Genomic DNA, 25,761 nt, shown 5'->3' on the forward strand with positions numbered 1-25,761 from the left:
CTCAACGTTCACAGCTGATTGCTGGCGTTCTGAGCGGCACGGTCATCTTGCAGCAAGGGTAGTAGCCACCCTTGTCCCGGTCGGACTGCCTGTAGAAGCAGAGCCCGACATCGACGGTGTCGCCAGGGTAATGGCCGGTGATGTTGACCGTGTAGGGCGCGCCGGGAGCGTGCGATTGGGATGATGTCACCCCGACGCCCGGTGTCCTCGACTGAGCCTTGATCGAATCGCCGCCAAAGCCGGCATGGTCATGGAGATAGAGATCGGCCTCGAGGCCCGACGGCGTGCAGTAGTACTGGACGTCGTCGATATCGAGGCAAGGAGGCAGGTCGCCGGGGGGCGGGAAGTCCGGCGGATAGAAAGGTGGCAGATAGCCGCCCGGTATTTCCTCATAGTAGCCGGCACGGCCCTCGCAGGGGTGCCAGACCTCGACGTCGCCGACATGGCCTTCGACCTCGGGGTCTTCGAAATAGCCGTCGAAGTCGACGAACCACGAGCCGAACGGCGGCACGTTAGCCGGCTTGACCAGTTCCTTCGGCGTGATCTGCACGCCGTGCACGGCCAGAGGCCCGCCGGCGGCGAGCTGTTCGGCAAGTGCCGGGTTGTCGCGCAGCTTGTCGCCGGTGTTGACCAGCGTCTGCGTGCACACACCGGTGTCGAGATTGCCGTCGGCATCATAGCCATATTGCAGGTCGAGGCCGCCGGCCGACTGCCGGTTGCCTTGCGGGAAGCCGACCGCATATTCCTGCGGCACTTCCACCCAGACCGATTCCGTCGCCGGATCGTCCGGATTTTCGAGCCAGTAACGGATGACCTCGCCTTTGCCGGAATCGGCGAACTGGCTGTAGTCGTAGCGGTTTTCCACCGGGCCGCGCTGGGCCAGGTACATGAAGCCGTTATTGTCGAAGGCAATATCGGTGACTGCATAGTCCTTGTCGGCACTGACCGTCAGTTCCCAGCGCGGGTCGCCGGCAAAGCTGCCGTCGCGGGCAATGCCCACCGACCAGATCTCGGCCTTTTCGCCGACCGAATAATAGAGCCGGCCGCCATGATAGGCGACGGACCAGACACGGCGCTCGTCCTGCGTATAGCCCCAGGTGTCAGGGTCTTCCGAATCGAAGGCAGCCCCCTGTATGTCCATCACCGAGCCGTCGTCGGCGAGCGGGGCGAGCCCGTGCGCCGGGCGTCCGTCAACACCGTGATCGAACGTGTCGATCAGGGTGCCGTTGGCGTCGATGCGGTGGATGAGGCCGGTGTCGAGGTCCGAGGCAAAGAACTGGCGATGGATGCTGTCGAAGCTGACGTCGCCAATGCCGGGACCGCTGTTGGTGTCGATGTCGGAGAATTTCGAAACGGCGCCTGTGATGCCGTCGACCTTCCAGATCGTGCCCGGTCCGCCACCGTTTTCGGTGCCGAACTGGCCGTCCATGAAAGTGGCGCCCGCGGTGCCGCGGCGCTGCCGCTCGGGGCGGCCGTCCGCGTCTTCGTCAGGGGTGACGATGCGGATACCGTGCAGCGAAGTTGCGCCGGCATAGAGGTTTGGAATGCCGGAGGGGACGCCGTCGCGCACGCCGTCATCATAGGTGATGCCGAAGACCTGTCCGATCTGCTCGGCCGTCACCTCGAAAGGCGGCGGCGTGTTGACGAGCTGGCCGGAGGCCGGCCCACCCAGCGCTGAAACGTCGAAAATGCGCAAGGTTGCGCGCGTCGTGTCGATGAAGGTTTCGTCGACCGGATCGACCCCCGGCGGCAGGCCTTCCTCGAAACCGGGAATGATGGTGCCGGAAAATCCGGTCACCGCCATCGAGCCGGGATAGATGATCTGGGTTTGCTGATCCTGTGCCTGGGCAGGGCTGCCGAGCCAAAGACTGGCGGCCAGCGTCAGCGCCACGAGACCGCTGGATATTTGGATTGTGCGGCACCAACGGCCAGCAGTGTTGGACACGAACGAGCCGTGGTTGCCAGACATGAAACTACCCCCGTAGCCTACGGGAGAAACGTCCAGCTTTGCCGCGCGAATCAGGGATAGGCGCGGCGTTCCGGCTCGTTCGTCCCCGATCGAATTGTCTGCTTTCCTCACATTCACGATACGCCTGCTCTTCCGCAGGGTCAACGGAATCAGCGAGAAGCCCAGCGCGTCCACCCGTTCCCGAAGGCGGTGCTCGCGCTGAGCTCCTGTTGTTCCCGGAGACCGTGGAGTCTCTGGGTTTCTGATCATGGCGGACTTTCCTTTCCGGGGCCGCACCATGCGGCACCTGAGCGTCAGTCGCAGGCTGGAGCGGAAAGGTTCATGCAAGCGGTGGCTGGGTCTGTTTGCCATTTCACAGAAGCGGCGACTAATTCTTGTGTCAGGCAACTCAGGACCGAAACCAGCCTGGCGCGAAACACTGGCAGGCTTACTTACCGTCAGTGCCGGCTTCTGCTAGCGTCATCCAACCCTGGGGGGTATCATGACAAGCAAGCGCTTTGTATTGTTCGCGACGACGCTTCTTCTGGTCGCGTTGCCGGCCCATCAATCCTTGGCCAAGACCCTGGTCTATTGCACCGAGGCCAGTCCCGATACGTTCGATCCGGCGCTCGCTTCCGGCACCCGCGACGCCTCCGCCACCACGCTCTACAACCGCATCGTCGAGTTCGAGCCGGGCACCACCAAAGTGCGCCCCGGCCTCGCGGAAAAATGGGAGATTTCGGACGACGGTCTCACCTACACGTTCCATCTGCGCCATGGCGTCAAGTTTCACACTATCGACGGTTTTACGCCGAGCCGCGACTTCAACGCCGACGACGTCCTGTTCACCCTGGACCGTCAGGAAAATGCGCAGAATCCGTTCCACAACTATGCCAACCGCCCCTACACCTACTTTGACGGTATGGGCATGCCGCGCCTCGTAGCCGGATGGCGCAAGCTCGACGACTATACCGTCGTCATGACGCTCAAGGCGCCGCATGCGCCGATGCTTGCCAGTCTGGCGATGGATTTTGCATCGATCGTTTCAAAGGAATATGCCGACAGACTGCTGGCCGAAAAACGGCCGCTCGATCTGGCAGTGAAGCCGGTCGGAACGGGCCCGTTCCAGCTCGTCGATTACCAGCAGGATGCGGTCATCCGCTACAAGGCCAATCCCGACTACTGGCGCGGCCGGCCGAAGATCGATGATCTCGTCTTCGCCATCTCCACCGACGCCAACGTCCGCATGGAGAAGCTGCGCGCCGGCGAGTGCGATGTCATGGCCTATCCCAATCCGGCCGATCTCGAGGCGATCAAGGCGACGCTCGGCATCGAGGTGATGCAGCAGGAAGGCCTGAACACCGGCTATCTTGCCTTCAACACCTTGCAGAAGCCCTTCGACGATCCCCGCGTCAGAAAGGCCATCGACATGGCGATCGACAAGAAGGCGCTTGTCGACGCGGTGTTCCGCGGCACCGGCAAGGTCGCGCGCAACCCGCTTCCGCCGACCTCCTGGGCCTATGACGCGTCGACCCCTGACGCTGTTTTCGATCCTGCAGCTGCCCGGCAGGAGCTCGCCGCCGCCGGCGTAAAGGACCTGCAAATGAAGGTCTGGGCGATGCCGGTGCAGCGTCCGTACAACCCGAATGCGCAGCGCATGGCCGAAATGATTCAGTCGGATCTGGCAAAGATTGGCGTCACCGTGGAGGTCGTCACCTATGAATGGGTCGAATACCTCGCCCGCTCAAAGGCACTCGACCGCGACGGCGCCATGCTGTTCGGCTTCACCGGCGACAATGGCGATCCCGACAATTTCCTTTCAGTGCCGCTCGGCTGCGCCGGTGTCGGCGCCACCAATCGCGCCAATTGGTGTTTTCCCGCTTTCGACGACTTGCTCAAGCAGGCAGCCGGGATCGTCGATCCCGATGCCCGCGCAAAACTCTATGCGCAGGCGCAGCAGATTTTCAGGGAACAGACGCCATGGGTGGTGATCGCCCATTCGGTGGTGTCGGTACCGATGCGCAAACGCGTCAAGGGCTACGTGATGGACCCGTTCGATCATCACGACTTCTCGAGCGTCGACGTCCAGGACTAGGCATGATCCCGAAAAGTGGAATCCGGTTTTCGGAAAAGATCATGCTCAAACAAAGAGATAGAGCCCCCATCCCGATTCTGTCGGGATGGAACGGGCTCTAGCGCTCTGGCAATGCGCGCGGATCTCGATGTCTATGTGGAGAGCCTGGGCAATTTTCGCTCAGGCGAGGAGTATTCCGTCCAGTCGCTGCTGCCCTATCTGGAGCAGGCTGGCATGACGGTCCGCCTGCTCGACAGGCCGGCGCATGCGGATAGGGCGCTGGCGGCCCTGCTGCACATCGACCTGACCGAAGTGCCGCAACTCTACCACGAAATCCCTGAGCTCTACGACCGCACCATCAACGGCTGTGCGCTGTCGATCCACCGGCACCTCTATTCGACGCTGAGGCTGAAGCCCGGCGACAGCCATTCCGGTCCGGTCGTGGTCAAGACGGTTCTGAACAGCAAGGGCCGGCCCGAACTGCGCTGGCGGCAGTACCGCAATCGTTGGACACGGGCGGCGCATTTCGTCCGCAAGACCTTCGACCCCGGCTACAAGCAACGCCTGTGCCCACCCTATCGCGTCTACGAGACCATGGGACAGGTTCCGGCGGGGGTCTGGTCAGACGATCGGCTGATGGTCGAGAAATTCGCCTTCGCAAGCCTCAACCTGCCGATCGTCAAGCATCGCTACATGTTCCTGCTCGAAGCCGAGGTCAATATGCGGCAGGTCTACAACGACGTGCTGTGCGCCGGGTCGAAAATCCTCAGCAACGAAGAGGGCGGTCCTGTTCCGCTGGAGGTGCTGGCGGTGAGGCAGCGGCTCGGGCTCGATTTTGGCGCGATCGACTACTTCATCGTCGACGGCAAGGGCATCGTCGTCGACGCCAACAAGACCGTCGGTTCAAACCCCGACTGGCTGAAGCAGAACCGCTTCCGCCAGGAATTCAACGACCGCATGGGAGCGGCGCTGATAAGGTTTGTCCGCGGCTGAGGCGGGCTGTCACCAGACCCATTCGCCCTTGCCGAGCGCCGACACTGCGTCCGTGATGCGGGTAAAGCTGGCACGCGCCCGGCCGACCGTATGCCTGGCCCTGAGATAGCCATGCACCAGCCCCGGTTCCTCGAACCAGATGGCGCGCCCGCCGGCCGCAACGATGTGGTCGCGATAGGCCTCACCGTCCGACGACAGCGGATCGCACTCTGCGGTGACCAACATAGTTGGTGGCAGGTCGGAGAAATCGGTGTCTGCCAGCGGCGCCAGTGTTGCGTCACCGCTATCATCCCCACCACCGGTGCGGATATCCTTGTAGAAATCGAGGTCGCGCACGGTCAGCATTGGCGCCTCGGCATGGATTGCGTAGGAGGCACCCGACCGGTCGCCGCCAAGGCCGGGATAAATCAGAACCTGGCCGACCGGTTTTCGCGGCTGGCCGCGCGTCGCGTGGCTGACGGCAGCGGCGAGATTGCCGCCGGCGCTGTCGCCGCAAAGCAGGATCGGGCACTTGTAGGTTGCCGTTGCCCATTCGAAGGCGCTGAGGGAGTCTTCGAAAGCAGCCGGATGCAGGTGTACCGGCGCCAGCCGGTAGTCGACCGAAACCACCTCATAGCCGGTGCGGGCGCAAAGCTCGGCGCAGACATCGTCATGGCTGTCGAGCCCGCCGAGGATGAAACCGCCGCCGTGGAAATACAGCACTATCGCCGCCGACTGCGGCGCCACCGTCCGATAGATGCGGATCGGGATGTCGTGCGACGGTGTGGCAATGACAGTGGTCTGCGCCGTCACGCTTTCGGGATAGCCGGCAAAGAACTCGCGACAAAGGCGGTCGTAGATGCCGCGCTGCTCAGCGATCGTGTAGTCGATCGTATCCGGTGGATAATAGGAATTGGTGCGCTCGATGAAGGCCCAGGTCTCGGCGTCGATCAGTTTTGTGTAGTCGGTCATGGGACTCCTTTACCTCCCCCATGATGGGGGAGGTCCCGCGATGTGGGGGTAGCGGCGCGTCACCCCACCCCGGACCTTCGGTCCGACCCTCCCCATCGAGGGGAGGGTAAAGTGGCTCACTTCCCCTTCCACACCGGCTCGCGCTTTTCCGCAAACGCACGGAAACCCTCCATACCGTCCTCGGAGCCGTAGAGCGCATCAACCGTCGGCAACTGGCGGCGCGTCACCTTGTTCATCGCATCCTGGAAGGTCAGCGCCTCGGCCACCCGCGCCGTCTCCTTGATCGCGGCGAACACCAGCGGCGGGCCGCTGGCCAGCAGCCTTGCGATCTCCCAGACGCGGTCTTCGAGCTTGTCCTTGGGCAGCACCTCGTTGACCAGGCCCCAGCGATGCGCCTCGGCGACATCCATCCAGCGGCCGGTGAGCAAAAGATCCATGGCGACATGGTAGGGGATGCGCTTCGGCAGTTTGATCGTCGCCGCATCGGCCAGCGTGCCTGCGCGGATCTCGGGCAGCGCGAAGGAGGAATGGTCGGAGGCGTAGATGAGGTCGCAGGACAGTGCCAGCTCGAAGCCGCCGCCGACCGCCATGCCGTTGACGCAGGCGATGACCGGCTTGTTGAGGTCGCGCAGTTCCTGCAGCCCTGCAAACCCGCCGACGCCATAGTCGCCGTCGACCGCATCGCCGCTGGCCGCCGCCTTCAGGTCCCATCCGGCGCAGAAGAACTTGTCGCCGGCGGTCTTGACGATGGCGACGCGAAGCTCCGGATCGTCGCGGAATGCCTTGAACGTCTCACCCATCAAGCGCGAGGTCTTGAGGTCGATGGCATTCGCCTTCGGCCGGTCGAGCGTGACCTCGAGGATAGTGCCCTCACGGCGGGTCGAAATGACGTCAGGCATTCTTCTTGTCTCCCAGCACCAGCAGCGCGTCGGCGATCCAGGCGCCCTTGCCCTCTGTGCAGACGATCAGCGGGTTGATGTCGAGTTCCTCGATCTCGCCGGCATTCTTCTGCACGAAGGCGGCAATGCCCGAGATGGCGTCGATGGCAGCCGCGACATCGGCTTTCGGCCGGCCGCGATAGCCTTCGAGCAGCGGGAACAGTTTGAGGCCGCGCAACGCCGCCTCGATGTCGTCGCGGGTTGCAGGCAGCATCAGCGTGACGCTGTCGCGCAACAGCTCGACCAGCACGCCGCCGCTGCCCAACGTCATCACCGCGCCGAACATTGGGTCGCGGGTGAAGCCGACGATCAGTTCTGCGACACCGTCGCGCACCATGCGCTCGACGTAGAGGCCGGTGCCGAGCGGCAAGAGATCATGGGCGGCCGTGCTTACGGATTCGGCGTCCTTGAGGTTGAGCGTGACCGCACCCAGCTCGGATTTGTGGGTGACGCCCAAAGCCTTCAGCGCCACCGGAAAGCCAAGCGCCATCGATGAAATGACCGCCTCGACCGCATTGCCGGCGCGTTCGCCCTTTGGCACGGACAGGCCGGCCTTGATCAGCCGCGATTTGGCTTCGGCCTCGTCAGGGGTGACATGATCGCCGGCCGGCGCGCCGGAAGCCGAAGTGTCGATCGGCAGTGCCTCGGGCTCGCTCCATGCCCAGCCGATGAAAGCAGCCGCCTGCGCCGCGTCCATGGCCTCGGAAATGCCGAACAACGGCACCATGCCGCGCGCCATCAGGCCGGCGGTGTATTCCTCGGGCAGGTTCTCCGGCAGCGAGGAGACGATCGCACCTTGCGCCGAATTGGTCTTCAGCGCCGATTCGAAGGCGCGCAAAGTCGCCCACCAGTCGGTGTCCGAACAGCGGTCGGGACGCGGGAAGTCGAGCACCAGCATGTTGAGGTCGAAGCCGCCCGACACCATGGCGGTGAAGGTGGCGGTCATCGCCGGCTCATTGTTCCAGATGAAGGTGTGGTAGTCCAACGGGTTGGCGACAGCGACAAGCGGCCCGAGCGTCGATTTGACATGCCGCCGGTGCTGGTCGGTCAGAACAGGGAAATTGACCCAGCGGCCTTCGGCGCTGTCGGCCATCACCGATGCCTCGCCGCCCGAGCAGCTCATCGATGACAGCCGGTAACCGGGCAGCGGCCCGGTGATGTGCAGCAGCTTCAGCGCCTCGATGAAGGCGGGGATGGAATCGACACGCGCAATGCCGAGCCGCCTCAGGAAAGCGCCGGACGCGGCATCGGAGCCGGCCAGCGAAGCGGTGTGCGAGACGGTCGCTTGTCTGGCCTGCTCGGAGCGTCCGACCTTCATGGCGATGATCGGCTTCTTCAATTCGCGCGCCCGCGCCGCCAGCCGCTCGAAGCCGGCTACCGAATCGAAGGCCTCGATGTGCAGGCCGAGCGAGGTGACGCGGTCGTCCTCGATCAGCCCGAGCGCCATTTCGGAAAGACCGGTCTGCGCCTGGTTGCCGGCGGTCATCAGGAAAGCGATAGGCAGTCCGCGCTTCTGCATCGTCATGTTGATGGCGATGTTGGAGGACTGCGTGATGATGGCGACGCCACGGCCGCCCTCGGGCAGCCTAATGCCGCCATGCTGGTCCGGCCACAAAAGCGCGCCGTCGGCGTAGTTGATCAGGCCGTAGCAGTTCGGCCCGATGATCGGCATTTCACCTGCGGCGGCGACCAGTTCGGCCTGCAGCCGCTCGCCGTCCGCGTCATAGGCCTCGGTTTCGAGAAAGCCGGCGGCAAAGCAGACGGCGCCGCCGGCGCCTCGCTCGGCCAGCGCCTTGACCACCTCGATGGAAAGATGCCGGTTGACACCGACAAAGGCGGCATCTGGCGCGCCCGGCAGCTCGGCCACCGAACGATAGGCCTTGCGACCGGCGACCTCGTCCTTGGTCGGGTGTACAGGCCAGATTTCGCCGGCAAAGCCCATCTTGATCGACTGGGCGACGACGGCGGCGGCCTGCGCCCCGCCGAACACAGCAATCGACTTCGGGCGCAGGAGACGTTCGAGTTTATGCATGGCCATCTTTTCGTTTGAACATGATCTTATCCCCAAAACCGGAACCCGGTTTGGTGGCCATCATGCTCTAAGCGCCGAACGGACGCAGCAGCGCCCGCGAAATAATATGTCGCTGAATCTCCGAAGTGCCTTCCCAGATGCGTTCGACACGGGCGTCGCGCCAGATGCGCTCCAGCGGCAGATCATCCATCAGCCCCATGCCGCCATGGATCTGGATCGCCTCATCGGCAACAAAGGCGAGCATTTCGGTTGCCTTCAGTTTGGCCATAGCCATGTCCTGTTCGGTGACGGTGCCCTGATCGTACTTCCAGCCGGCTTCGAACACCATCAGGTCGGCGGCCTTCAATTCCGTCGCCATGTCGGCAAGCTTGAACGAGACGCCCTGGAACTTGCCGATCTGCTGGCCGAACTGCTGGCGCTGCGCTGAATATTCGAGGGCGTGGCCAAGCGCCCGCTCGGCGCGGCCGAGGCAAGTGGCGCCGACCTGCAGGCGGGTGGCGCCCAGCCATGAATTGGCGACCTCGAAGCCCTTGTGCACTTCACCAAGGACCTGGCTTGCCGGGAGCCGGCAGTCGTCGAATTCGAGGATGGCGTTGGTGTAGCCGCGATGCGAGACGTTGCGGTAGCCGTCGCGCACCGTGAAACCCTTGGTGCCCTTGTCGACAAAGAAGGCGGTGATCTTCTTGCGCTTGCCGCGCGCAGTTTCTTCCTCGCCCGAAGCCATGAAACAAATTGCGAAATCGGCGAGGTCGGCGTGGCTGATGAAATGCTTGGTGCCGTTCAGCACCCAGTCGTCGCCATCCTGAACGGCGGTGGCCTTCATGCCGCGCAGATCCGAGCCGGCGCCCGGCTCGGTCATCGCCAGGCAATCCCATTTCTCGCCGCGAATACAAGGGAATAAGTACTTTTCGCGCTGCTCCGGCGTGCCGGCCAAAAGGATGTTGGAAGGACGTGCGACGCAGGTCCAGTGCAGCGCGTAGTTGGCGCGGCCGAGTTCCTTCTCATAGAGCAGCCAGGTCACTGTATCGAGGCCGGCGCCGCCGACATCGGCCGGCATGTTGCCGGCATAAAGCCCGGCTTCGATCGCCTTGACCTTGATCTCCTCGATCAGTTCGCGGCGCAGCACGCCGGTGCGCTCGACCTCGCGCTCATGCGGATAGAGTTCGTTTTCGACAAACGCCCGCGTCGTCTCGACGATGAGCTTTTGTTCCTCCGACAGACCGAAATCCATGGGGTCAGCCCTTCTTCTTTTTCTTCGGCTTCTCGACCTTTTTCACCGGCTTCAACGCCTTAGCCTTCTCCGCCGCCTTGGAGGCGGCCGGCTTCTTCGCCGCCAGCTTGGCCAGCTGCTTGGTATAGTCCTTGTGCAAGGCGCCGGCACCCCAACCCTTGCCTTTGTTCTGCTTCGACAGCGCGTCCATGATGGCGACCAGATTGTCGTCGCGGATCTTTTCCAGCTCGCGGATCGACAGCCCGTGCGCCTGGTCGTCCGACTGGGTGGCGATCAGGTCGACCAGCTCGTCGTTGAATTCCGGCACATCCATCAATTTGGTCCATGGCCATTTCAGGCACGGTCCGAACTGCGCCATGAAGTGGCGCATGCCGGCTTCACCGCCGGCGACGCGATAGACCTGGAACATGCCCATCTGCGCCCAGCGCAGGCCGAAGCCATAGCGCATGATGTCGTCGAGTTCCTCGACCGTGCAGATGCCGTCCTTGATCAGCCACAGCGCCTCGCGCCATGCTGCTTCCAGCAGGCGGTCGCCGACGAAGGCCTCGATCTCCTTGCGGATGACCACCGGCTTCATGCCGATCGAGGCGTACATCTCCTTGGCGACCTCGATCGCCTCGGGGAAAGTCTGCTCGCCGCCGACGATCTCGACCAGCGGCAGGAGATAGACCGGGTTGAAGGGATGGCCGACGACCAGCCGCTCCGGATGCTTCTTCATCGCCACCTGCATGTCGGTCGGCTTGATGCCGGAGGTCGACGAGCCGACGATGGCATTAGCCGGAGCGTGGCTGTCGATCTCGGCCAGCACGCGGTGCTTGAGGTCGAGTCTCTCAGGCACGCTTTCCTGGATGAAATCGGCATCGGCGACAGCTTCGGCAATCGTCTTGGCAAAGGTCAGCTTGCCCTCCTTGGGCAAGCCGCCGGGAACCATCTGCTTGTAGGCGCGTCGCGCTCCCTTCATCACTTCCGAGACCTTGCGCGAGGCCTCGGGATCTGGATCGAAGATCGACACGTCGATGCCGTTGAGCAGCAGCCGCGCCACCCAACCGGCGCCGATGACACCGCCGCCAATGGCGGCTGCCTTGTTGATGATGCTCATGCGGAAGCTCCGGTTCTTGTCTTGGCTGTTTGGGGATCGATGAGGGGCACGCGCTCGCCGGCGCGGATTACCGAGGCGTCGTAGGCCTTGCGGGCAAAGACTTCGAGCACGAAGGGCCGGAAGAAGTCGATCGGCAGCGTGTCGTAGTCGGGGTCGAAGCTCGACTGGTCCCAGCGTTCGCAGAACTGGTCGCAATCGTCGAAATAGACATGGCCGGCGAAGCGGTCGCGGGCATGGCGGTTGCCGCCGAGATGGTGGGCATAATAGAGGCGCTGGAAGTCGCCATGCTTTTCCACCACCCAGGTGCATTGCTCGCGCACGAAGGGCTTCAGGATCGAAGCGGCATATTCGTCGTGATTGTAGGGCGCGTAGATGTCGCCAATGTCGTGCAGCAGGGCGCAGGCGATCCAGTCGGTATCGGCGCCGTCTCGCCAGGCCCGCGTCGCCGCCTGCAGCGAATGACCGAGCCGGGTGATCTTGTAGCCGGACAGGCCCTCGTCGAGTTGCACCAGCGCATCGAGCAGCCGCTCGCCGGTCCTGGCCGCATAGTCGATCTCATGCGCGGTCAGGAATTCGTAGTCGTCCCGGTCGCCATCCTTCATCGCGGTGAATTTGACGGTTGTCATCTCCGCACCCCTCAAATCACGCGGCGATGGGCGCCCGCTTGGTCAGGTTCAGCTTCTTGCGCACTTCCTCCGGCCCAAGAATCCTGGCGCCGAGATTGGTGACGATGCTGGCAGCACGCTCGACCAGCTGCGCATTGGTCGCCAGCACACCCTTGTCGAGCCAGAGATTGTCTTCAAGCCCGACGCGGACATTGCCGCCAGCGAGAACGGCAGCGGCGGCATAGGCCATCTGGTTGCGGCCGATGGCAAAGGCCGACCAGTTCCAGGTCGACGGGACATTGTTGACCATGGCCATGAAGGTGTTGAGGTCGTCCGGCGCGCCCCACGGCACGCCCATGCAAAGCTGCACCAATGCATCGGCGTTGAGCACCTTTTCCTCGACCAATTGCTTGGCGAACCACAGATGGCCAGTGTCGAAGGCTTCGATCTCCGGCTTGACGCCGAGCGCCGTCATCATGCCGCCCATGGCGCGCAGCATGCCGGGCGTGTTGGTCATGACATAGTCGGCTTCGGCGAAATTCATGGTGCCGCAATCCAGCGTGCAGATCTCCGGCAGGCACTGGCGCACATGTTCCATGCGGTTGGTGGCGCTGCCCATGTCGGTGCCTTTTTCATTGAGCGGCAATGGCGCTTCCGGCGAGCCGAACACCATATCGCCGCCCATCCCGGCGGTGAGGTTCAGGATCACGTCGACGTCTGCCGCGCGGATACGCTCGGTCACTTCGCGGTAGAGATGGACATCGCGCCTGGGCTTGCCGGTTTCGGGGTCGCGCACATGGCAGTGGACGATGGCCGCGCCGGCCTTGGCAGCATCGATCGCCGAATCTGCGATCTGCTTGGGCGAACGCGGCACATGCGGCGAGCGGTCCTGCGAGCCGCCGGACCCGGTCACGGCACAGGTAATGAAAACCTCACGGTTCATCGCGAGCGGCATGGAACTTCCTCCCAATCGAAACAGACCACAACATTGCGCTACTTGCAGGAAACTGTTTTGCGTTTTACGAAAGCCTCATGATCAAAAGCGAAAAACCAACGATCTTTCGCGCCGAGCGCTCGCCGCTCAAGGTGACGCTGCTGGTGTTTTCCGGCGCCTCGATCATGTGCGTGGCCTCCGCTGTCGATCCGCTGCGCGCCGCCAACCGCATCGCCGGCGAGACCTTGTTCGATTTCAAATTGGTCTCGGTCACCGGCGAGGCACCGGTCACCACATGCGGCCTGCCGGTGGCGGTCAGCGGCCGCTTCGATGCGGCGGAGCCGACCGATATGCTGGTCGTCGTCGCCGGCTTTGGCACCCAGAATTACACCACATCGGCCCTGCTTGCCGGCCTGCGCCGCGCGGCGCGGACGGCGCGCGCCTGCGGCGGCGTCGAGGCCGGCACTTGGCTGGTGGCCCGCGCCGGCCTGCTGGAAGGGCGTAGCGCCACCACCCATTGGGAGGACATGGAGGATTTTTCGTCGGCCTTTCCCGGTGTCGACGTGCGCCCCGATCGCTACGTCATCGACGGGCCGGTCTTCACCTCGGGCGGGGCGTCGCCGACCTTCGACCTGATGCTGCATCTGATTCGCACCCGGCTCGGCATGGCCGTGGCGCTCGATGTCGCCAGCGTCTTCATCTATGACCAGGCACGCGCCGCGACCGACGCGCAGCCGCTGGTCTCGCTCGGCCGGCTCGACGGCTACGACCCGCGGCTGGCGCAAGCGATCCGGCTGATGGAAGCGCATGTCGACCAGCCGCTGACCATCGCCGCGGTGGCCAAACGCGCCGGGGTGACGGCGCGAACACTGGAAAGCATCTTTCGCAAATCGATCGGCGAGACGCCGGGCGCCTATTATCTCAGGCTGCGGCTGGGGGCAGCGCGCCGGCTGGTGGTCGACACGAGGGTGGCCATGGCCGATATTGCCGGGCGGACCGGATTTTCGTCCGCCGCGGCATTTTCCAGAGCGTTTTCAAGAGCTTTCGGCGAAGCCCCGGTCAGGCTGCGTCGGGGCTAAGTCAGTCTATTTGTATTGTCGCAATTCCGGACGGAAAACCGCTTCACACTTTTCCTGGAATTGCTCCAGGGGATCAAGCGGCGTTCTGCCGATCGCCGCTGGTGTCCATCTGCGAGCGCATCTGTCTCGACAGCCGCACTTCGAACCGGCTGCTGACGGCACGGTCCCATTCGTTCTTCACATCGTCTGTCGGCCTCGGCAATGCCATCAGCCGATCGATAATCGATCCGGTCTCGCCGGATGAGAGTAGGGCGTCGATTTCGCGTTCGTGCTGCATATCGGTTCGCCTCCTTCCTTTTCACCCGCCACAGAAGCCGTCTTATACGAGTTCCGTGACGGCTGTTTGAAGGCAAGAGCGAGGTGATTGAGGGGCAGCGCGAGGCAAAACCTTGTCGTCGGACAGGGTCTTGCGCAAACCAATTCCGCGGCGGCCGGGATGTTATCCCGTCGCCCCTCAAGCAATACGAATCGGCTTTCCGCCTCAGACGTAGCGGTTGACGAGTTCTCCAGATATTCTTGGCGGCCGGACTTCGGCTGCCGGTCGTTTCGGTCTCAGCCCTTGCGCTCCTGAAGGCTGTTGCCGCCATCGACCACCAGCAGGGCGCCGTTGATGTAGCTCGCACCTTCCGATGCCAGGAACACCACCGCTGCGGCAACCTCGTCCGGTCGCCCGGCCCGCGCCGGTGGTGTGTGCAGGGCAGCTTGCCGCTCCATTGCGCTCGACGAGCCCGTTTCGATCCAGCCGGGGGCCACGGCATTGGCCGTGATGCCGCTTTTTGCCACTTCGAGCGCCAGCGTGCGCGTCAGGCCGACCATGCCGGCCTTGGCGGCGGAATAGGCTGCAGTGCCTTCGAAAGACACCAGCGGCCCGGTAACCGACGCCACATTGACGATGCGCCCATAGCCTGCCACTACCATCGCCGGCAAAAACGCGCCGGTGACCAGGAATGCGGTCTTCAGGCTGACGTCGATCCCTTGGTCCCAGTCGGCCTCGGTCATGGCGAGAAACGCCTTATCGGCCGAGGGCGATGCCAGCGAACCCATGCCGGCATTGTTGACCAGGATGTCGACAGCGCCGACATCAGCCCGCAGCCGCGCGACTTCGGCCGCGATGGTGAGATCCGCGACCGCGGCTTTGGCGTCGATGCCTTCGGCGCAAAGCTCGGCGGCGCGATCGAGTACGCGCGCGCTGGCACCGTTCAGGAAAACGGCATGACCGGCAAGGCCGAGCTGCCGCGCAATGGCAAAGCCGATGCCGTCAGCAGCACCCGCCCCGGTGATCAGCGCACGCTTGGTCGTAGAAGGCATGGTCAAAATCAGACTCCGCTGGTTGCTCCGTCGCGGTCTTACCACGCACCATGGCGACCGTGCTGCGAAGATTTGCTCTGCAACATTCCGCGCCGCTTGGCGTTCTCGAAATGCCGAAGCCGGCCGCTCTGGGGTGTCCGCTCTGCTGCCGGAATACCGATTGCGCAGCCGTCCTTGCGTAGGTCTGAACCGTCCTGCAGCGTCCCATTCATCCGGTCGATCATGATCGCTGGGCGCCCCCCGAGGTGCCTTCAAGCGTTGCCTGCAGGACCTGATTCAGGGGACACCCGCCGCGGCGGCTTTCAGCCATGCGCGGCGGATGTCAGTCCAGAGGTCAGGCTTCAGACGTAGCGGTTGACGATGTTTTCGAGCAGTTCCTGGCGGCCGGATTTCGGTTGCGGCTCGATCTTCTTCTTGACCACGCGCTCGGCGATCTCCTCCAGCGTCCGTTTGCCGGCAAGCATTGCCTTGGCTTCGGCGGAGTTCCAGCCGGCGTAGCGCTCGGCCAGCGGACCCGACAGCGCCTTGTCCTCGACCATGCGTGCCGCGGCCTTGAGACCCCGTGCGCAAGAATCCATGCCGCCGATGTGGCCGATCAGCAGATCCTGTGGGTCGAGCGACTGGCGGCGCAGCTTGGCGTCGAAATTGGTGCCGCCGGTCTTGAAGCCGCCTGCCTGCAGAACCTGGTAATAGGCGAGCGCCATCTCCGGCACATTGTTGGGGAACTGGTCGGTGTCCCAGCCCGACTGGTAGTCATTGCGGTTCATGTCGATCGAACCAAAGACGCCGAGCGCATTGGCCAGCGCCAGCTCGTGCTCGAAGGAATGGCCGGCCAGGATCGCATGGCCCTGCTCGATGTTGAGCTTCACTTCCTTCTCCAGGCCGAAGCGCTTGAGGAAGCCGTAGACCGTGGCGACATCATAGTCGTACTGGTGCTTGGTCGGCTCCTGCGGCTTCGGCTCGATCAGGATGGTGCCCTTGAAGCCGATCCTGTGCTTGTAGTCGACGACCAGGTTGAGGAAGCGCCCGGCCTGTTCCTGCTCGCGGGCAAGATCGGTGTTGAGCAGCGTCTCATAGCCCTCGCGCCCGCCCCACAGCACATAGTTCTCGCCCTTCAGCCGCTTGGTGACATCGATGCAGTGCTTCACCGTCGCCGCCGAATAGGCAAACACATCCGGATCGGGATTGGTGGCCGCACCCGACATGAAGCGGCGGTTGGAAAACAGGTTAGCCGTGCCCCAAAGCAGCTTGACCCCGGTCTGCTTCATCTTGCCGGCAAAATAGTCGGCGATCTCGTCGAGCCGGGCAGCACTTTCGGAAAAGTCCCTGCCTTCCGGCCGCACATCGGCATCGTGGAAACAGAAATACGGTGCGCCGAGCAGCGAAAACATTTCGAAGGCGACATCGGCCTTGAGCTTGGCCAGTTCCATCGTGTCGACACCACCCGCCTTGGGGAACCAGGGACGGTCGAAGGTCTGGCCGCCGAACGGATCGCCGCCCGGCCAGGCGAAGGAATGCCAATAGGCGACGGCAAAGCGCAGATGATCTTCCAGCCGCTTGCCGGCGACGACTTCGTCGGGGTTGTAGAACCGGTAGGCCAGCGGATTGCTCGAATCCGGGCCTTCATATTTGATCGTCTTGATGTCGCCGAAAAATCCGCTGCTCATGTTTTTTCCTCTCTCGAATAGTTTCGCCCTGATTACCTCAGGCGTAATTGGTTTCGTTCTTTCGCTGGCCGAAAAGGGTCATGTCAAAACCACTCAACGAAGGAGACAGACCATGACCGACCTCAACACGATCGCCCAGAACTACATCACTGCCTGGAACGAAGGCGATGCGGACCGCCGAGCGGCCTTGCTCAAGGCGACCTTCACCGAAGACGTGAGCTACCGCGACCCGCTCATGCAGGGCGACGGCCATGACGGTGTCGCCGCCCTCATCGACGGCGTGCAGCAGCGCTTTGCCGGCTTCCGGTTCTCGCTGAAGGGCAAGCCGGACGGCTTTGCCGACACGATCCGCTTCTCGTGGAACCTCGGGCCGGATGGCACGGACTCCGTCATCGAAGGCACCGACATCGGTGTCATCGAGAATGGTCGCCTGAAGAGCGTCACCGGCTTTCTCGACAAGGTGCCGGCGCAGTGAGCCGCGAAGCTGCGGCGTGGGCGAGAAATCGCTCACGCCGTGGCGCCTTTGATCGCCGGGTAAAGTGCCCGGTAGCGATGATAGGCGTCGGCATAGGCGCCCATGAGCGCCGCATCCGGTTCGATGGTCGCATCCGTCCTCGGCGCCGTGCAGACGCTAAGCGGATCGGCACCGGTCGCCGCGATCAGGCCGAGTCTTGCAGCCCCAAAAGCAGCACCGAAATCGCCATCAGCCGGAATGTCCACCGGCACCTGCAGCGCCGTGGCAATTGCCTTCAGCCAATAGCGCGAGCGCGAGCCGCCGCCGATGGCGGTGACCCGGGTCAGCGTCGTACCGGCCGTCGTCAGCGCTTCCAGACTGTCGCGGAAGGCGAAGGCGACGCCTTCGAGCACGGCTTGAGTCAGCACAGCGCGGCTTGATTCATGCGCCAGGCCGGTAAACGAGCCGCGAATGGCGGAATCATTGTGCGGCGTGCGCTCGCCCGAGAGGTAGGGCAGGAAGGAGACCCCGGTCGGCGCCTTCAGCGTCTCGCCGAGTTCTGATGTCAGGTCGCCGGCGCCTTTCCCCGTGATCTCCGACAGCCAGTTGAGCGAATCGGTCGCCGACAGGATGACGCCCATCTGGTGCCAGGTGTTGGGCAAGGCATGACAGAACGTGTGCACGGCACTTGCCGGGTTGGGTAGATAGGCCGCGTTGGCGGCAAACAACACGCCCGACGTGCCGAGCGAGACGAAGGCATGGCCGGCACCAACCGCACCCATGCCGCAGGCCGAGGCCGCATTGTCGCCGGCGCCGCCGGCGATCGGAATGCCTGAAGCCATGCCCCATTTCGAGGCCAGTTCGCTGCGCAAGCCGCCGGCCTTCTCAGTGCCCTCGACCAGCGACGGCATCTGCTTTTCATCGAGCGAGGTGGCGGCCAGCAGCTCGGACGACCAGGCGCGCTTGCCGACATCGAGCCAGGCGGTGCCTGCAGAATCCGACATTTCCGAAATATGCTCGCCGGACAGCCAGAGCCGCAGGAAATCCTTCGGCAGCAGCACCTTTGCCACCCTGGCGAAAATGGCGGGTTCGTTGTTCTTCACCCAAGCCAGCTTTGGCGCGGTGAAGCCGGGGAAAACGATGTTGCCGGTCAGCTTGCGGAAGCGGGGGTCGGCGTCGAGCGTGGCGGCTTCCGCATGGCTGCGCGTGTCGTTCCACAGGATGCAGGGGCGCAGCACCTGGTCGCCGGCGCCGAGCAAGGTGGCGCCATGCATGTGGCCGGACAGGCCGATGCCTTTGACCGCGGCAAGCTCTTTCGGATGTGAAACCTTCACTTCGGCGATTGCCGCCTCGCAAGCGCGGGTCCAGTCGGCGGGGTTCTGCTCCGACCAGCCGGGATGCGGCCGCGACACGTCGAGCGGCGCGTGACCGGAACCGACGACAGTTTGCCCGGCATCGATCAGCAGCGCCTTGACGCCCGACGTACCGAGATCGAGCCCGAGATACATGTTTTCCTCCCCATGCCGGTAATTTTTTCGGGTCTCGAAAAAATCTGGCTTGGCCAGTTTTTAAAACAAGATCGGCTTCGGGTCAATTCTCTGACAAATCGGCAGCACGCCGGGAAAACAGCGCCGACAGCGGGCTGTCCGGTCGCGCCAGCACGCGCTCCGCCGCGAGAGCCTTCGCCAGGGCTTGATCGTCCGAACGCAAGGCCGCCTCGATCAGCGTCAGGTCAATGATGTCGCGCTGGGCATGGCTGCCGCCGAAGCGGTGGGCAATCGCCCGGATGGGCCGGATCAGCCGCACCGTCTCGGCATAATTGCCGTCGCCGAATGCCTTGATGGCGAGCGTTAAGGGATGGCCGACATCCCGGGTGAAGGCGGCGTTGTCGTCGTCGGCGCGCATCGCCTGGCGTTGGGCTTCGAGCAACGTGTTGGCCGGCGCCTCCAGACCGGCGCCGACAAAGGCCATCATCGCGTGCGCATCGTTGAACGCATAGTCGCCTGCACCGGCCTTGGGCCAGTTGGCGGCGAGCGCTGCCCAGCGGTCGCCGACATCGGCACCGCCGAGATGCAGCCGCCACAGGATCGCCGAGGCATCGACCATGTTGAGCGCAAGCGTCGACGGCGTGCCGTAGATTGGACCGTCATAGAGCTTGAGCACCTCGTCGGTCTCGCCGAGATCATAGTGGAACAGCGACAGATGCCACCAATTGTGCACCTGCAGGAAGCTTTCCTTCGTCCACGCTTCGGGATTGGCGCGCATCCAGGCGATGCCGTCCTTTTGCCGGCTCTGCATTTCCATGACATGGGCGACCGCATGCTGCGCCCAGCCGTCGCGTGGCTCGATCTCGACCGCCGTGCGGCCGAGCTTCTCGGCGCGCGCGTAGTCGCCCATCTCCTCCAGCCCGAAGGCCTGCATGCCGAGGACGGCGTGGTACCCGGGCATGCCGCTTTGCCAGGATGGCAGCGCGCGGCCGATGCGGTCGCGCAGCATTCTGGCATTGCCGGTGAAGAAGTCGATCTGGTGGCCGGTCTGCAACGCCACCATGTCGAGCGGAAACTCGATTGCGATGTCTTCCAGCACACGGGCGGCTTCATGCCAGCGTCCGCCAGCGAGATGGCCAAGGGCTGCAACATGCGCCTGCTCGCGCACTGTTGCGGCAAGCGGCAGCGCCGCCTCGTGGCACGCCCTGGCCACCGCCGTCGCCTCACGCTCGGTGGCAAGGCCGAACAGATAGCCCTTGAACACATGCGCCATGACGAAATCGGGATCTTGCGCAATGGCACTGTCGACGGAGCCGACCGGGTCGCCGATGAAGCACTGCAGCTCACGCACCGCCTTGCTGTAGGGCGAGAACCCAGCCTCCGTCGCACCAGAAAACGTCAGTCCGAATGCATCCTTGACTGCCATGTTGCGTCCTTGCCGATAGCCGCCATCCCAGACCTGGATGCGATCCTAATGCAACGGCGCCGGGCGTGCCAACCCGGGTTTGGAACTCACCAATGCCGGAAGCGGTTGGCTTCGCCTCGCCATCAATTGCCCGAACGCATCGCCATGGTGGCGATGCCGGCGCCGACCAGCAGCGTGCCGCCGGTGCGGTTGAAGATGCGGATCGCCTTGGGATTGCGCACGACGTTGCGGGCTCTCGCCGCGATCAGCGCGTAACCGAAGGCATTGGCGAAGGCGAGCGCCAGGAAGGTGGTTTCGAAAATCAGCATCTGCGGCCAGAAATCGGCGTGCCGGTCGAGGAACTGCGGCAGGAAGGCGACGAAGAAGGTAATGCTCTTCGGATTGAGCGCGGTGACCAGCCAGGCATGCGCCGCCATCCTGGCCGCGGACACCGCATCGGTGCGCGGCTCGGCCCGCAGCGCGCCGCCGGCGCGGAACAGCTTGATGCCGAGATAGATCAGGTAGCAGGCGCCGATCACCTTCAGTACGGTGAACACAGTGGCTGACGCCGCCAGCAGCGCGCCGATGCCCAGCATCGACAGCGTCATGGCGGTGAAGTCGCCAAGCGCCACGCCGACCGCCATCGGCAGCGCGGTACGCCAGCCCTGACCCAGCGCATAGGACACGACCAGCAGGATGGTCGGACCCGGAATGATCAGAAGGATGGCCGAGGCGGCGGCAAAGGCAGCCCAGTTTTCGAAGGACATGGTCGTCTCCTTGAGCTTAAAGAAGAGGATAAATCCTTGGCCCCGCGAAGATGTAAAGAGGCAAGTTCGAAAATCTGCAGCACCTCGGTTCGGTCAGCCGCGTTAAGACGGCGTGGCGCGTCTTCACGCTTTTTCAACCATGATTGGTGAAAATGCTTCTATCCGGCCGGACCGTGTTTCCCGCCGATAGCGTAGGGTTTGGGTTACATGCGTGAGCTGCCGCAAAGTCTGACGCCGCCACATCAGGGCGACGCCATCGAAAATCCCGAATTTCAGCTTTCCCGCCGCACCATGCTGTCGGGCGCCGGCGCCATGGCGCTGCTCGGCGTTGCCGGTTGCAGCACCCAGACACTCGAGCTGCCGCAGCTGCAGCTCGACGATCTGACCACCGGCTCGGTCCACCCCGTCCGTCCTGCCATCAGCGTCGACAAGAACATCACCGGCCCGGATGTGATGTATGCCTCGCTCACCGATGGCGGTTTCGTCGTGCCCGCGGTGCCCTACAAGAAGGTCAAGCCGGAGTTCCGCCGCCAGATCGTCGTCGATCAGACCGGCGAGGCGCCCGGCACCATTGTCGTCCACCTGCAGGAGCGCATGCTCTATCTGGTGCAGCCCGGCGGCGACGCCATCCGCTACGGCGTCGGCATCGGCAAGGATGGCTTCCGCTGGTCCGGCCGCGCCAACATCCAGTACGGCAAGGAATGGCCGGTCTGGACGCCGCCGCCCGAAATGATCGCCCGCAAACCGGAACTGGTGAAGTGGCAAAACGGCCAGCCCGGCGGCCTCACCAATCCGCTGGGCGCCAGAGCCCTCTACATCTACCAGGACGGCAAAGACACCGGCTACCGCATCCACGGTTCGCCGGAGTGGGCGAGCATCGGCCAGGCGATGTCGTCGGGCTGCGTGCGCCTGATCAACCAGGACATCATCGACCTCTACAGCCGCGTTTCCAAGAAAAACCCGGTCGTCGTCGTCTGACGCTTGCGGCGGCTCGCGCGGTCGCTGCGCGATCTCTTGTTTGAGCATGATCTTTCGGGATCATGCTCTGGTTTCTCCCGTTGCGTGATGCGCCAAGACAGGCGAATGTGCCTGCGAAGCCACCATCCCGGAGAGAAGAAGAATGTCAGGAACCTTTGTCATCGCGCAGGGCGGCGGCCCCACCGCCGTCATCAACCAGACCATGGTTGGCGCCACGCTCGAGATCCGCAAGCGGCATCCCGGCGCCAAGGTTCTCGGCTCCATCCACGGCGTGCGCGGCATTCGTGACGGCAACTACGCCGATCTCTCTTCCATCCCGGAGGACCGGCTGCGGCTGATCGCGGCAACGCCGAGTGCAGCGCTGGGTTCGACACGCGACAAGCCGGATGCCGCCTATTGCGAGGTCATTCTCAACGGCCTGAAAAAGGCCGGCGCCGATGCCTTCATCTATATCGGCGGCAACGACACATCGGGCACCCAGCAAATCCTGACCGACGCCGCCGGCGGAAGCATCGCTTTCGTGCATGCGCCGAAAACCATAGACAACGATCTCGAGGAAAACGACCACACGCCGGGCTTCATTTCCGCGGCCGAATTCGTCGCCGGCGCCTTTCTCTCGGTCGATCTCGATTTCCGCGCTCTGCCGGGCATCTATGTCGGCATCGTCATGGGCCGGCACGCCGGCTTCCTCACCGCCGCGGCGGCCGCATGGCAGCTTGACCCCGACAGTGGCCCGCATCTCGTCTACGTGCCGGAGCGGCCGTTCTCGGCTGCCGGCTTCATCGACGACGTGCGCGCCACGCTTGATCGCCACAAGCGCTGCATCGTCGCCGTCTCCGAAGGCGTCAGCACTGCCGACGGCAAGGCGCTGGTCGAAAGCCTGGTGCCGCCGGAGAAGCTGGAGCGCGACGCGCATGGCAACGTCAAACTGTCGGGCAGCGACCTGCCGGCAGCGCTCGAGCGCGCGCTGGCCGAGGGATTGCCGGGCAAGCGGGCGCGAGTCGATGCGCTCGGCTACATGCCGCGCGGCTATGTCGGCGCCATCAACGCGGTCGACGCGCAGGAGGCCTTCGATGCCGGCGCCTTTGCCGTCGCAGTCGCCGAACAGGGCGGCGGTTCGGTGGCGCTGCAATTTGACGGCACGAAGACCGTGCTGAAGAAGGTGCCGCTTAAGAACGTCGCCGGCAAGACCCGCCATATGCCGGACGATTTCATGAAGCCCGACGTCAACCAGCTGTCGGAAGCCGGCATGGCCTATCTCAAGCGGCTGGTGCCGGAAAAGTACAAGGTCGGGAAGCCCTTCGTCTGATGGCCGACCGGTTTGGCGGCGATCGTGTGATCGGCGACTGGTTCGGCAAGACCGTCGTCGATGCCAGCACAACGATGCTGACCGAGCCGTTCGTGCATGATTTCGTGCGCTCCAACATCTGGCATCTGCGCGGCCGCGACGTCGACTTGCTGGTCGACACCGGCATGGGCATCTGCCCGCTGGCGCCGGAGATCGACACGCCTGACGGCAAGCCGCTGCTGGCCGTCGCCACCCACATCCACCTCGACCATGTCGGCTCGCTGCACGAATTCCCGTTGCGGGCGGGGCCGAAGCATAGCGCCGCGACGTTCGACACCATGGATGACGCCGTGACATACGCCTTCATGTTCCACAATCTCGACGCCGCGGTTTCCAAGCTGCCGGCGCCGGACTGGAAGGCGGCCAACTACAGGATTCCGCCGGCGCCGCTGACCCGCACGCTCGATGAGGGCGACGTCGTCGATCTCGGCGATCGGCAGTTCCGCGTGCTGCATCTGCCCGGTCATTCCCCGGATTCGATTGCGCTGTTCGACGAGGCCGACGGGTTGTTCTTCGCCGGCGACGCCATCTACGATTCCATACTGATCGACGACCTGCCGGATTCCGACCGTGGCGCCTATCGCCGCACGATGCAGCGGCTGCTCGACCTGCCGATCCGCATCGGCCATGGCGGCCACGGACCAAGTTTTGACGGCAAGCGGATGCGCGAGATCGCCACGGCCTATTTGCGCCGGACGGGTGGTCTCTAGCGGCCTCCCGGATATTAAATCTTCGTAAGGTCACTCGAAAACCCTAAATCGGTCCGATCCGCGCCCTAGATGCTGGTTGTCGATCCGGTTGGCTGCCCAGGCCAGGCGAGACAGGGAAACCCGACCGTCGACACGCCGATGGCCTGCTCCCGGGAGGCTGCGGCGCCGGATCAACTCTCGCCCGGACAAACGACCATGTCAGATATCCTTAGCAGACATCGCGTCGCGGCCTTGCTGGGCGCTGCGCTGATCATATCCCCCTTTGTCGTGTCTTTCGCTCAGAGTGCGAACAACATGGGCGCGAGCAATGCCGTTCCGACAACCCAGACGCCTGTCGCCGGCATAGCGGCTCCGAACGGCTCCTTCGCCCCGATCGTGGCCACCGACAAGCCGGCGGTAGTCACCGTCACCACCGTCGTGAAGGCGCAGCCACAGGGCATGAGCGAGGACTATCCTTTCGACGGCGGCTCGCCCTTCGACGACTATTTTCGCCAGTTCTTCGGCGATCAGGGCATCCCCGGGCCCAAGGCCCCGCCGCAGCAACAGTCGCAGCGCGCCGAGGCGCTGGGTTCCGGTTTCATTGTTGGCGCCGACGGCACCATCGTTACCAACAACCACGTCATCGATGGCGCCACCTCGATCAAGGTGACGCTCGACGACGGCACCGAACTTCCCGCCAAGCTGGTCGGTCGCGACACCAAGAACGATCTCGCCGTGCTCAAGGTGAAATCCGACAAGGCCTTGCCGACCGTCAAATGGGGCGATTCCGACAAGCTCATGCCGGGCGACCAGGTGCTGGCTTTCGGTAATCCGTTCGGCATCGGCACCACGGTCACATCAGGTATCGTCTCGGCGCGCGGCCGCGACCTGCACAGCGGCCCATTCGACGATTTCATCCAGATCGACGCGCCGATAAATCATGGCAATTCCGGCGGTCCGTTGGTGGATGTCAGCGGTAATGTCGTCGGCATCAACACGGCGATCTATTCGCCCAATGGCGGTAGCGTTGGGGTCGGCTTCGCCATCCCGTCCGACCAGGCGCAAAAAGTGGTCGCCAAGCTGATGAAGGGCGGCAATATCGAATACGGCTATCTCGGGGTACAAATCCAGGAGGTGACGCCGGACGTCGCCAGTGCTATCGGCCTCGACCATCCCGCCGGGGCGCTGGTTTCCGAGGTCACCGACGGATCGCCGGCGGCCAAGGCTGGCATCCAGACCGGCGACGTCATCACCGGCTTTGCCGGTCAGGAGATAAAGGAACCGAAAGACCTGTCGCGTACCGTCGCCGACGTAGCGCCAGGCGCGAGGGAAACGCTCGATGTCTGGCGCAACGGCAAGGCCATGCAGATTTCCGCCGATGTCGGGCGCAATGGCGATGATGTGAAGACCGCCTCGGCCGAAGGCAATGGCGGCAAGTCCTCTGAACAGGCTTTGCGCGTGCCGTCACTCGGCCTTGGCCTCACCGACCTCACGCCGGATGTTCGCGAGCAACTGAACCTGCAGGACAACCAGCGCGGCGCTCTGGTCGAGCGCGTCAACCCGGACAAGGCGGCCTCTGCTGCCGGCCTCCAGCCAGGGGACGTCATTGTCGGCGTCGACCAGACCCCGGTTAAGAACGCGAGACAGGCAAATCAGGCGATCGCGCAGGCCGGCAAGTCGGGGAGGAAATCCGTGCTGCTGCTCGTCGATCGCGGCGACGCACAGATATTCGTGGCCGTGCCCTTCGCTGCCGGCTGAGGCATGAAGTCCGACA

The 25,761-nt window shown here is 63.8% G+C and carries 22 protein-coding genes; 8 read left to right on the top strand and 14 right to left on the bottom strand.

What is annotated here, in order from left to right; genetic code table 11:
• Nucleotide 1 precedes the first annotated feature (1 nt).
• Nucleotides 2-2,248, bottom strand: coding sequence for a hypothetical protein (locus tag AC1DVW_RS06245; RefSeq protein WP_477321886.1), 2,247 nt, complete (start codon nt 2,246-2,248; stop codon nt 2-4).
• Nucleotides 2,249-2,450: 202 nt separating this feature from the next.
• Here AC1DVW_RS06245 and AC1DVW_RS06250 point away from each other — a divergent pair, with 202 nt between their 5' ends.
• Nucleotides 2,451-4,043: an ABC transporter substrate-binding protein gene (locus AC1DVW_RS06250; RefSeq protein ID WP_477321888.1), complete on the top strand. Its 1,593-nt coding sequence runs from the start codon at nt 2,451-2,453 to the stop codon at nt 4,041-4,043.
• Nucleotides 4,044-4,154: 111 nt separating this feature from the next.
• Nucleotides 4,155-5,015 (top strand): hypothetical protein, encoded by an 861-nt coding sequence (locus AC1DVW_RS06255; RefSeq protein ID WP_477321890.1) that lies wholly within the window; start codon nt 4,155-4,157, stop codon nt 5,013-5,015.
• Nucleotides 5,016-5,024: 9 nt separating this feature from the next.
• On the opposite strand, the gene AC1DVW_RS06260 is transcribed toward AC1DVW_RS06255, so the two are convergent.
• The 7 genes from AC1DVW_RS06260 to bcoG all read right to left on the bottom strand — a co-directional run bounded on the left by AC1DVW_RS06260 (nt 5,025) and on the right by bcoG (nt 12,826).
• Complete coding sequence (locus tag AC1DVW_RS06260) at nt 5,025-5,966, bottom strand: alpha/beta hydrolase (RefSeq protein WP_477321892.1); 942 nt, start codon at nt 5,964-5,966, stop codon at nt 5,025-5,027.
• 116 nt (nt 5,967-6,082) lie between these two features.
• Complete coding sequence (locus AC1DVW_RS06265) at nt 6,083-6,865, bottom strand: carnitinyl-CoA dehydratase (RefSeq protein ID WP_477321894.1); 783 nt, start codon at nt 6,863-6,865, stop codon at nt 6,083-6,085.
• Nucleotides 6,858-8,936: an acetate--CoA ligase family protein gene (locus tag AC1DVW_RS06270; protein ID WP_477321896.1), complete on the bottom strand. Its 2,079-nt coding sequence runs from the start codon at nt 8,934-8,936 to the stop codon at nt 6,858-6,860. Before AC1DVW_RS06270 ends, AC1DVW_RS06265 begins: the two co-directional genes overlap by 8 nt.
• Nucleotides 8,937-9,003: 67 nt before the next feature.
• Nucleotides 9,004-10,167, bottom strand: coding sequence for an acyl-CoA dehydrogenase family protein (locus AC1DVW_RS06275; protein WP_477321898.1), 1,164 nt, complete (start codon nt 10,165-10,167; stop codon nt 9,004-9,006).
• 4 nt (nt 10,168-10,171) lie between these two features.
• Complete coding sequence (locus AC1DVW_RS06280) at nt 10,172-11,266, bottom strand: carnitine 3-dehydrogenase (protein WP_477321900.1); 1,095 nt, start codon at nt 11,264-11,266, stop codon at nt 10,172-10,174.
• Entirely contained in the window at nt 11,263-11,892 is a 630-nt protein-coding gene (locus tag AC1DVW_RS06285; RefSeq protein ID WP_477240894.1) for an HD domain-containing protein, read from the bottom strand. The genes AC1DVW_RS06280 and AC1DVW_RS06285 overlap by 4 nt, the downstream gene beginning before the upstream one ends.
• A gap of 16 nt (nt 11,893-11,908) precedes the next feature.
• Complete coding sequence (bcoG, locus tag AC1DVW_RS06290; protein WP_477240896.1) at nt 11,909-12,826, bottom strand: 3-dehydrocarnitine:acetyl-CoA trimethylamine transferase BcoG; 918 nt, start codon at nt 12,824-12,826, stop codon at nt 11,909-11,911.
• A 77-nt stretch (nt 12,827-12,903) separates the two neighbouring features.
• Here bcoG and AC1DVW_RS06295 point away from each other — a divergent pair, with 77 nt between their 5' ends.
• Nucleotides 12,904-13,884, top strand: a complete 981-nt coding sequence (locus AC1DVW_RS06295) for a GlxA family transcriptional regulator (RefSeq protein ID WP_477240898.1) — start codon at nt 12,904-12,906, stop codon at nt 13,882-13,884.
• A 73-nt stretch (nt 13,885-13,957) separates the two neighbouring features.
• Here the strand turns inward: AC1DVW_RS06295 and AC1DVW_RS06300 are convergent, their stop codons facing one another.
• From AC1DVW_RS06300 to xylA, 3 genes are all read right to left on the bottom strand, one after another.
• Entirely contained in the window at nt 13,958-14,161 is a 204-nt protein-coding gene (locus AC1DVW_RS06300) for a hypothetical protein (protein ID WP_477321902.1), read from the bottom strand.
• Between the two features lie 275 nt (nt 14,162-14,436).
• Entirely contained in the window at nt 14,437-15,192 is a 756-nt protein-coding gene (locus AC1DVW_RS06305) for an SDR family oxidoreductase (RefSeq protein WP_477322636.1), read from the bottom strand.
• A 341-nt stretch (nt 15,193-15,533) separates the two neighbouring features.
• Nucleotides 15,534-16,859, bottom strand: coding sequence for a xylose isomerase (gene xylA / locus AC1DVW_RS06310; protein ID WP_477321903.1), 1,326 nt, complete (start codon nt 16,857-16,859; stop codon nt 15,534-15,536).
• Between the two features lie 112 nt (nt 16,860-16,971).
• Between xylA and AC1DVW_RS06315 the strand changes: the two genes are divergently transcribed.
• Nucleotides 16,972-17,334, top strand: coding sequence for a nuclear transport factor 2 family protein (locus AC1DVW_RS06315; RefSeq protein WP_477321905.1), 363 nt, complete (start codon nt 16,972-16,974; stop codon nt 17,332-17,334).
• Nucleotides 17,335-17,366: 32 nt separating this feature from the next.
• Here the strand turns inward: AC1DVW_RS06315 and xylB are convergent, their stop codons facing one another.
• The 3 genes from xylB to AC1DVW_RS06330 all read right to left on the bottom strand — a co-directional run bounded on the left by xylB (nt 17,367) and on the right by AC1DVW_RS06330 (nt 20,972).
• Nucleotides 17,367-18,821: a xylulokinase gene (gene xylB / locus AC1DVW_RS06320; RefSeq protein ID WP_477321907.1), complete on the bottom strand. Its 1,455-nt coding sequence runs from the start codon at nt 18,819-18,821 to the stop codon at nt 17,367-17,369.
• Nucleotides 18,822-18,903: 82 nt separating this feature from the next.
• Complete coding sequence (locus AC1DVW_RS06325) at nt 18,904-20,226, bottom strand: tetratricopeptide repeat protein (RefSeq protein WP_477321909.1); 1,323 nt, start codon at nt 20,224-20,226, stop codon at nt 18,904-18,906.
• A gap of 122 nt (nt 20,227-20,348) precedes the next feature.
• Entirely contained in the window at nt 20,349-20,972 is a 624-nt protein-coding gene (locus AC1DVW_RS06330; RefSeq protein WP_477240910.1) for a LysE family translocator, read from the bottom strand.
• Nucleotides 20,973-21,179: 207 nt separating this feature from the next.
• Between AC1DVW_RS06330 and AC1DVW_RS06335 the strand changes: the two genes are divergently transcribed.
• From AC1DVW_RS06335 to AC1DVW_RS06350, 4 genes are all read left to right on the top strand, one after another.
• On the top strand, nt 21,180-21,950 hold the full coding sequence (locus tag AC1DVW_RS06335; RefSeq protein WP_477321911.1) for a L,D-transpeptidase: 771 nt from the start codon (nt 21,180-21,182) through the stop codon (nt 21,948-21,950).
• Nucleotides 21,951-22,092: 142 nt separating this feature from the next.
• Nucleotides 22,093-23,259 (top strand): diphosphate--fructose-6-phosphate 1-phosphotransferase, encoded by a 1,167-nt coding sequence (locus tag AC1DVW_RS06340; RefSeq protein ID WP_477321913.1) that lies wholly within the window; start codon nt 22,093-22,095, stop codon nt 23,257-23,259.
• Complete coding sequence (locus AC1DVW_RS06345) at nt 23,259-24,008, top strand: MBL fold metallo-hydrolase (RefSeq protein WP_477321914.1); 750 nt, start codon at nt 23,259-23,261, stop codon at nt 24,006-24,008. Before AC1DVW_RS06340 ends, AC1DVW_RS06345 begins: the two co-directional genes overlap by 1 nt.
• A 195-nt stretch (nt 24,009-24,203) precedes the next feature.
• Nucleotides 24,204-25,745: a DegQ family serine endoprotease gene (locus AC1DVW_RS06350; protein WP_477321916.1), complete on the top strand. Its 1,542-nt coding sequence runs from the start codon at nt 24,204-24,206 to the stop codon at nt 25,743-25,745.
• Nucleotides 25,746-25,761 lie beyond the last annotated feature (16 nt).

This window comes from Mesorhizobium sp. P3_B5 (genome assembly GCF_056402815.1).

Coding starts and splice junctions, on each gene's coding strand:
- AC1DVW_RS06245 (WP_477321886.1), bottom strand. CDS start 2,248: ATGGTGCGGCCCCGGAAAGGAAAGTCCGCCATGATCAGAAACCCAGAG.
- AC1DVW_RS06275 (WP_477321898.1), bottom strand. CDS start 10,167: ATGGATTTCGGTCTGTCGGAGGAACAAAAGCTCATCGTCGAGACGACG.
- AC1DVW_RS06350 (WP_477321916.1), top strand. CDS start 24,204: ATGTCAGATATCCTTAGCAGACATCGCGTCGCGGCCTTGCTGGGCGCT.
- AC1DVW_RS06330 (WP_477240910.1), bottom strand. CDS start 20,972: ATGTCCTTCGAAAACTGGGCTGCCTTTGCCGCCGCCTCGGCCATCCTT.
- AC1DVW_RS06335 (WP_477321911.1), top strand. CDS start 21,180: ATGCGTGAGCTGCCGCAAAGTCTGACGCCGCCACATCAGGGCGACGCC.
- bcoG (WP_477240896.1), bottom strand. CDS start 12,826: ATGCCGCTCGCGATGAACCGTGAGGTTTTCATTACCTGTGCCGTGACC.
- AC1DVW_RS06305 (WP_477322636.1), bottom strand. CDS start 15,192: ATGCCTTCTACGACCAAGCGTGCGCTGATCACCGGGGCGGGTGCTGCT.
- xylA (WP_477321903.1), bottom strand. CDS start 16,859: ATGAGCAGCGGATTTTTCGGCGACATCAAGACGATCAAATATGAAGGC.
- AC1DVW_RS06325 (WP_477321909.1), bottom strand. CDS start 20,226: ATGGCAGTCAAGGATGCATTCGGACTGACGTTTTCTGGTGCGACGGAG.
- xylB (WP_477321907.1), bottom strand. CDS start 18,821: ATGTATCTCGGGCTCGATCTCGGTACGTCGGGCGTCAAGGCGCTGCTG.
- AC1DVW_RS06250 (WP_477321888.1), top strand. CDS start 2,451: ATGACAAGCAAGCGCTTTGTATTGTTCGCGACGACGCTTCTTCTGGTC.
- AC1DVW_RS06265 (WP_477321894.1), bottom strand. CDS start 6,865: ATGCCTGACGTCATTTCGACCCGCCGTGAGGGCACTATCCTCGAGGTC.
- AC1DVW_RS06260 (WP_477321892.1), bottom strand. CDS start 5,966: ATGACCGACTACACAAAACTGATCGACGCCGAGACCTGGGCCTTCATC.
- AC1DVW_RS06315 (WP_477321905.1), top strand. CDS start 16,972: ATGACCGACCTCAACACGATCGCCCAGAACTACATCACTGCCTGGAAC.
- AC1DVW_RS06340 (WP_477321913.1), top strand. CDS start 22,093: ATGTCAGGAACCTTTGTCATCGCGCAGGGCGGCGGCCCCACCGCCGTC.
- AC1DVW_RS06280 (WP_477321900.1), bottom strand. CDS start 11,266: ATGAGCATCATCAACAAGGCAGCCGCCATTGGCGGCGGTGTCATCGGC.
- AC1DVW_RS06300 (WP_477321902.1), bottom strand. CDS start 14,161: ATGCAGCACGAACGCGAAATCGACGCCCTACTCTCATCCGGCGAGACC.
- AC1DVW_RS06255 (WP_477321890.1), top strand. CDS start 4,155: ATGCGCGCGGATCTCGATGTCTATGTGGAGAGCCTGGGCAATTTTCGC.
- AC1DVW_RS06345 (WP_477321914.1), top strand. CDS start 23,259: ATGGCCGACCGGTTTGGCGGCGATCGTGTGATCGGCGACTGGTTCGGC.
- AC1DVW_RS06270 (WP_477321896.1), bottom strand. CDS start 8,936: ATGCATAAACTCGAACGTCTCCTGCGCCCGAAGTCGATTGCTGTGTTC.
- AC1DVW_RS06295 (WP_477240898.1), top strand. CDS start 12,904: ATGATCAAAAGCGAAAAACCAACGATCTTTCGCGCCGAGCGCTCGCCG.
- AC1DVW_RS06285 (WP_477240894.1), bottom strand. CDS start 11,892: ATGACAACCGTCAAATTCACCGCGATGAAGGATGGCGACCGGGACGAC.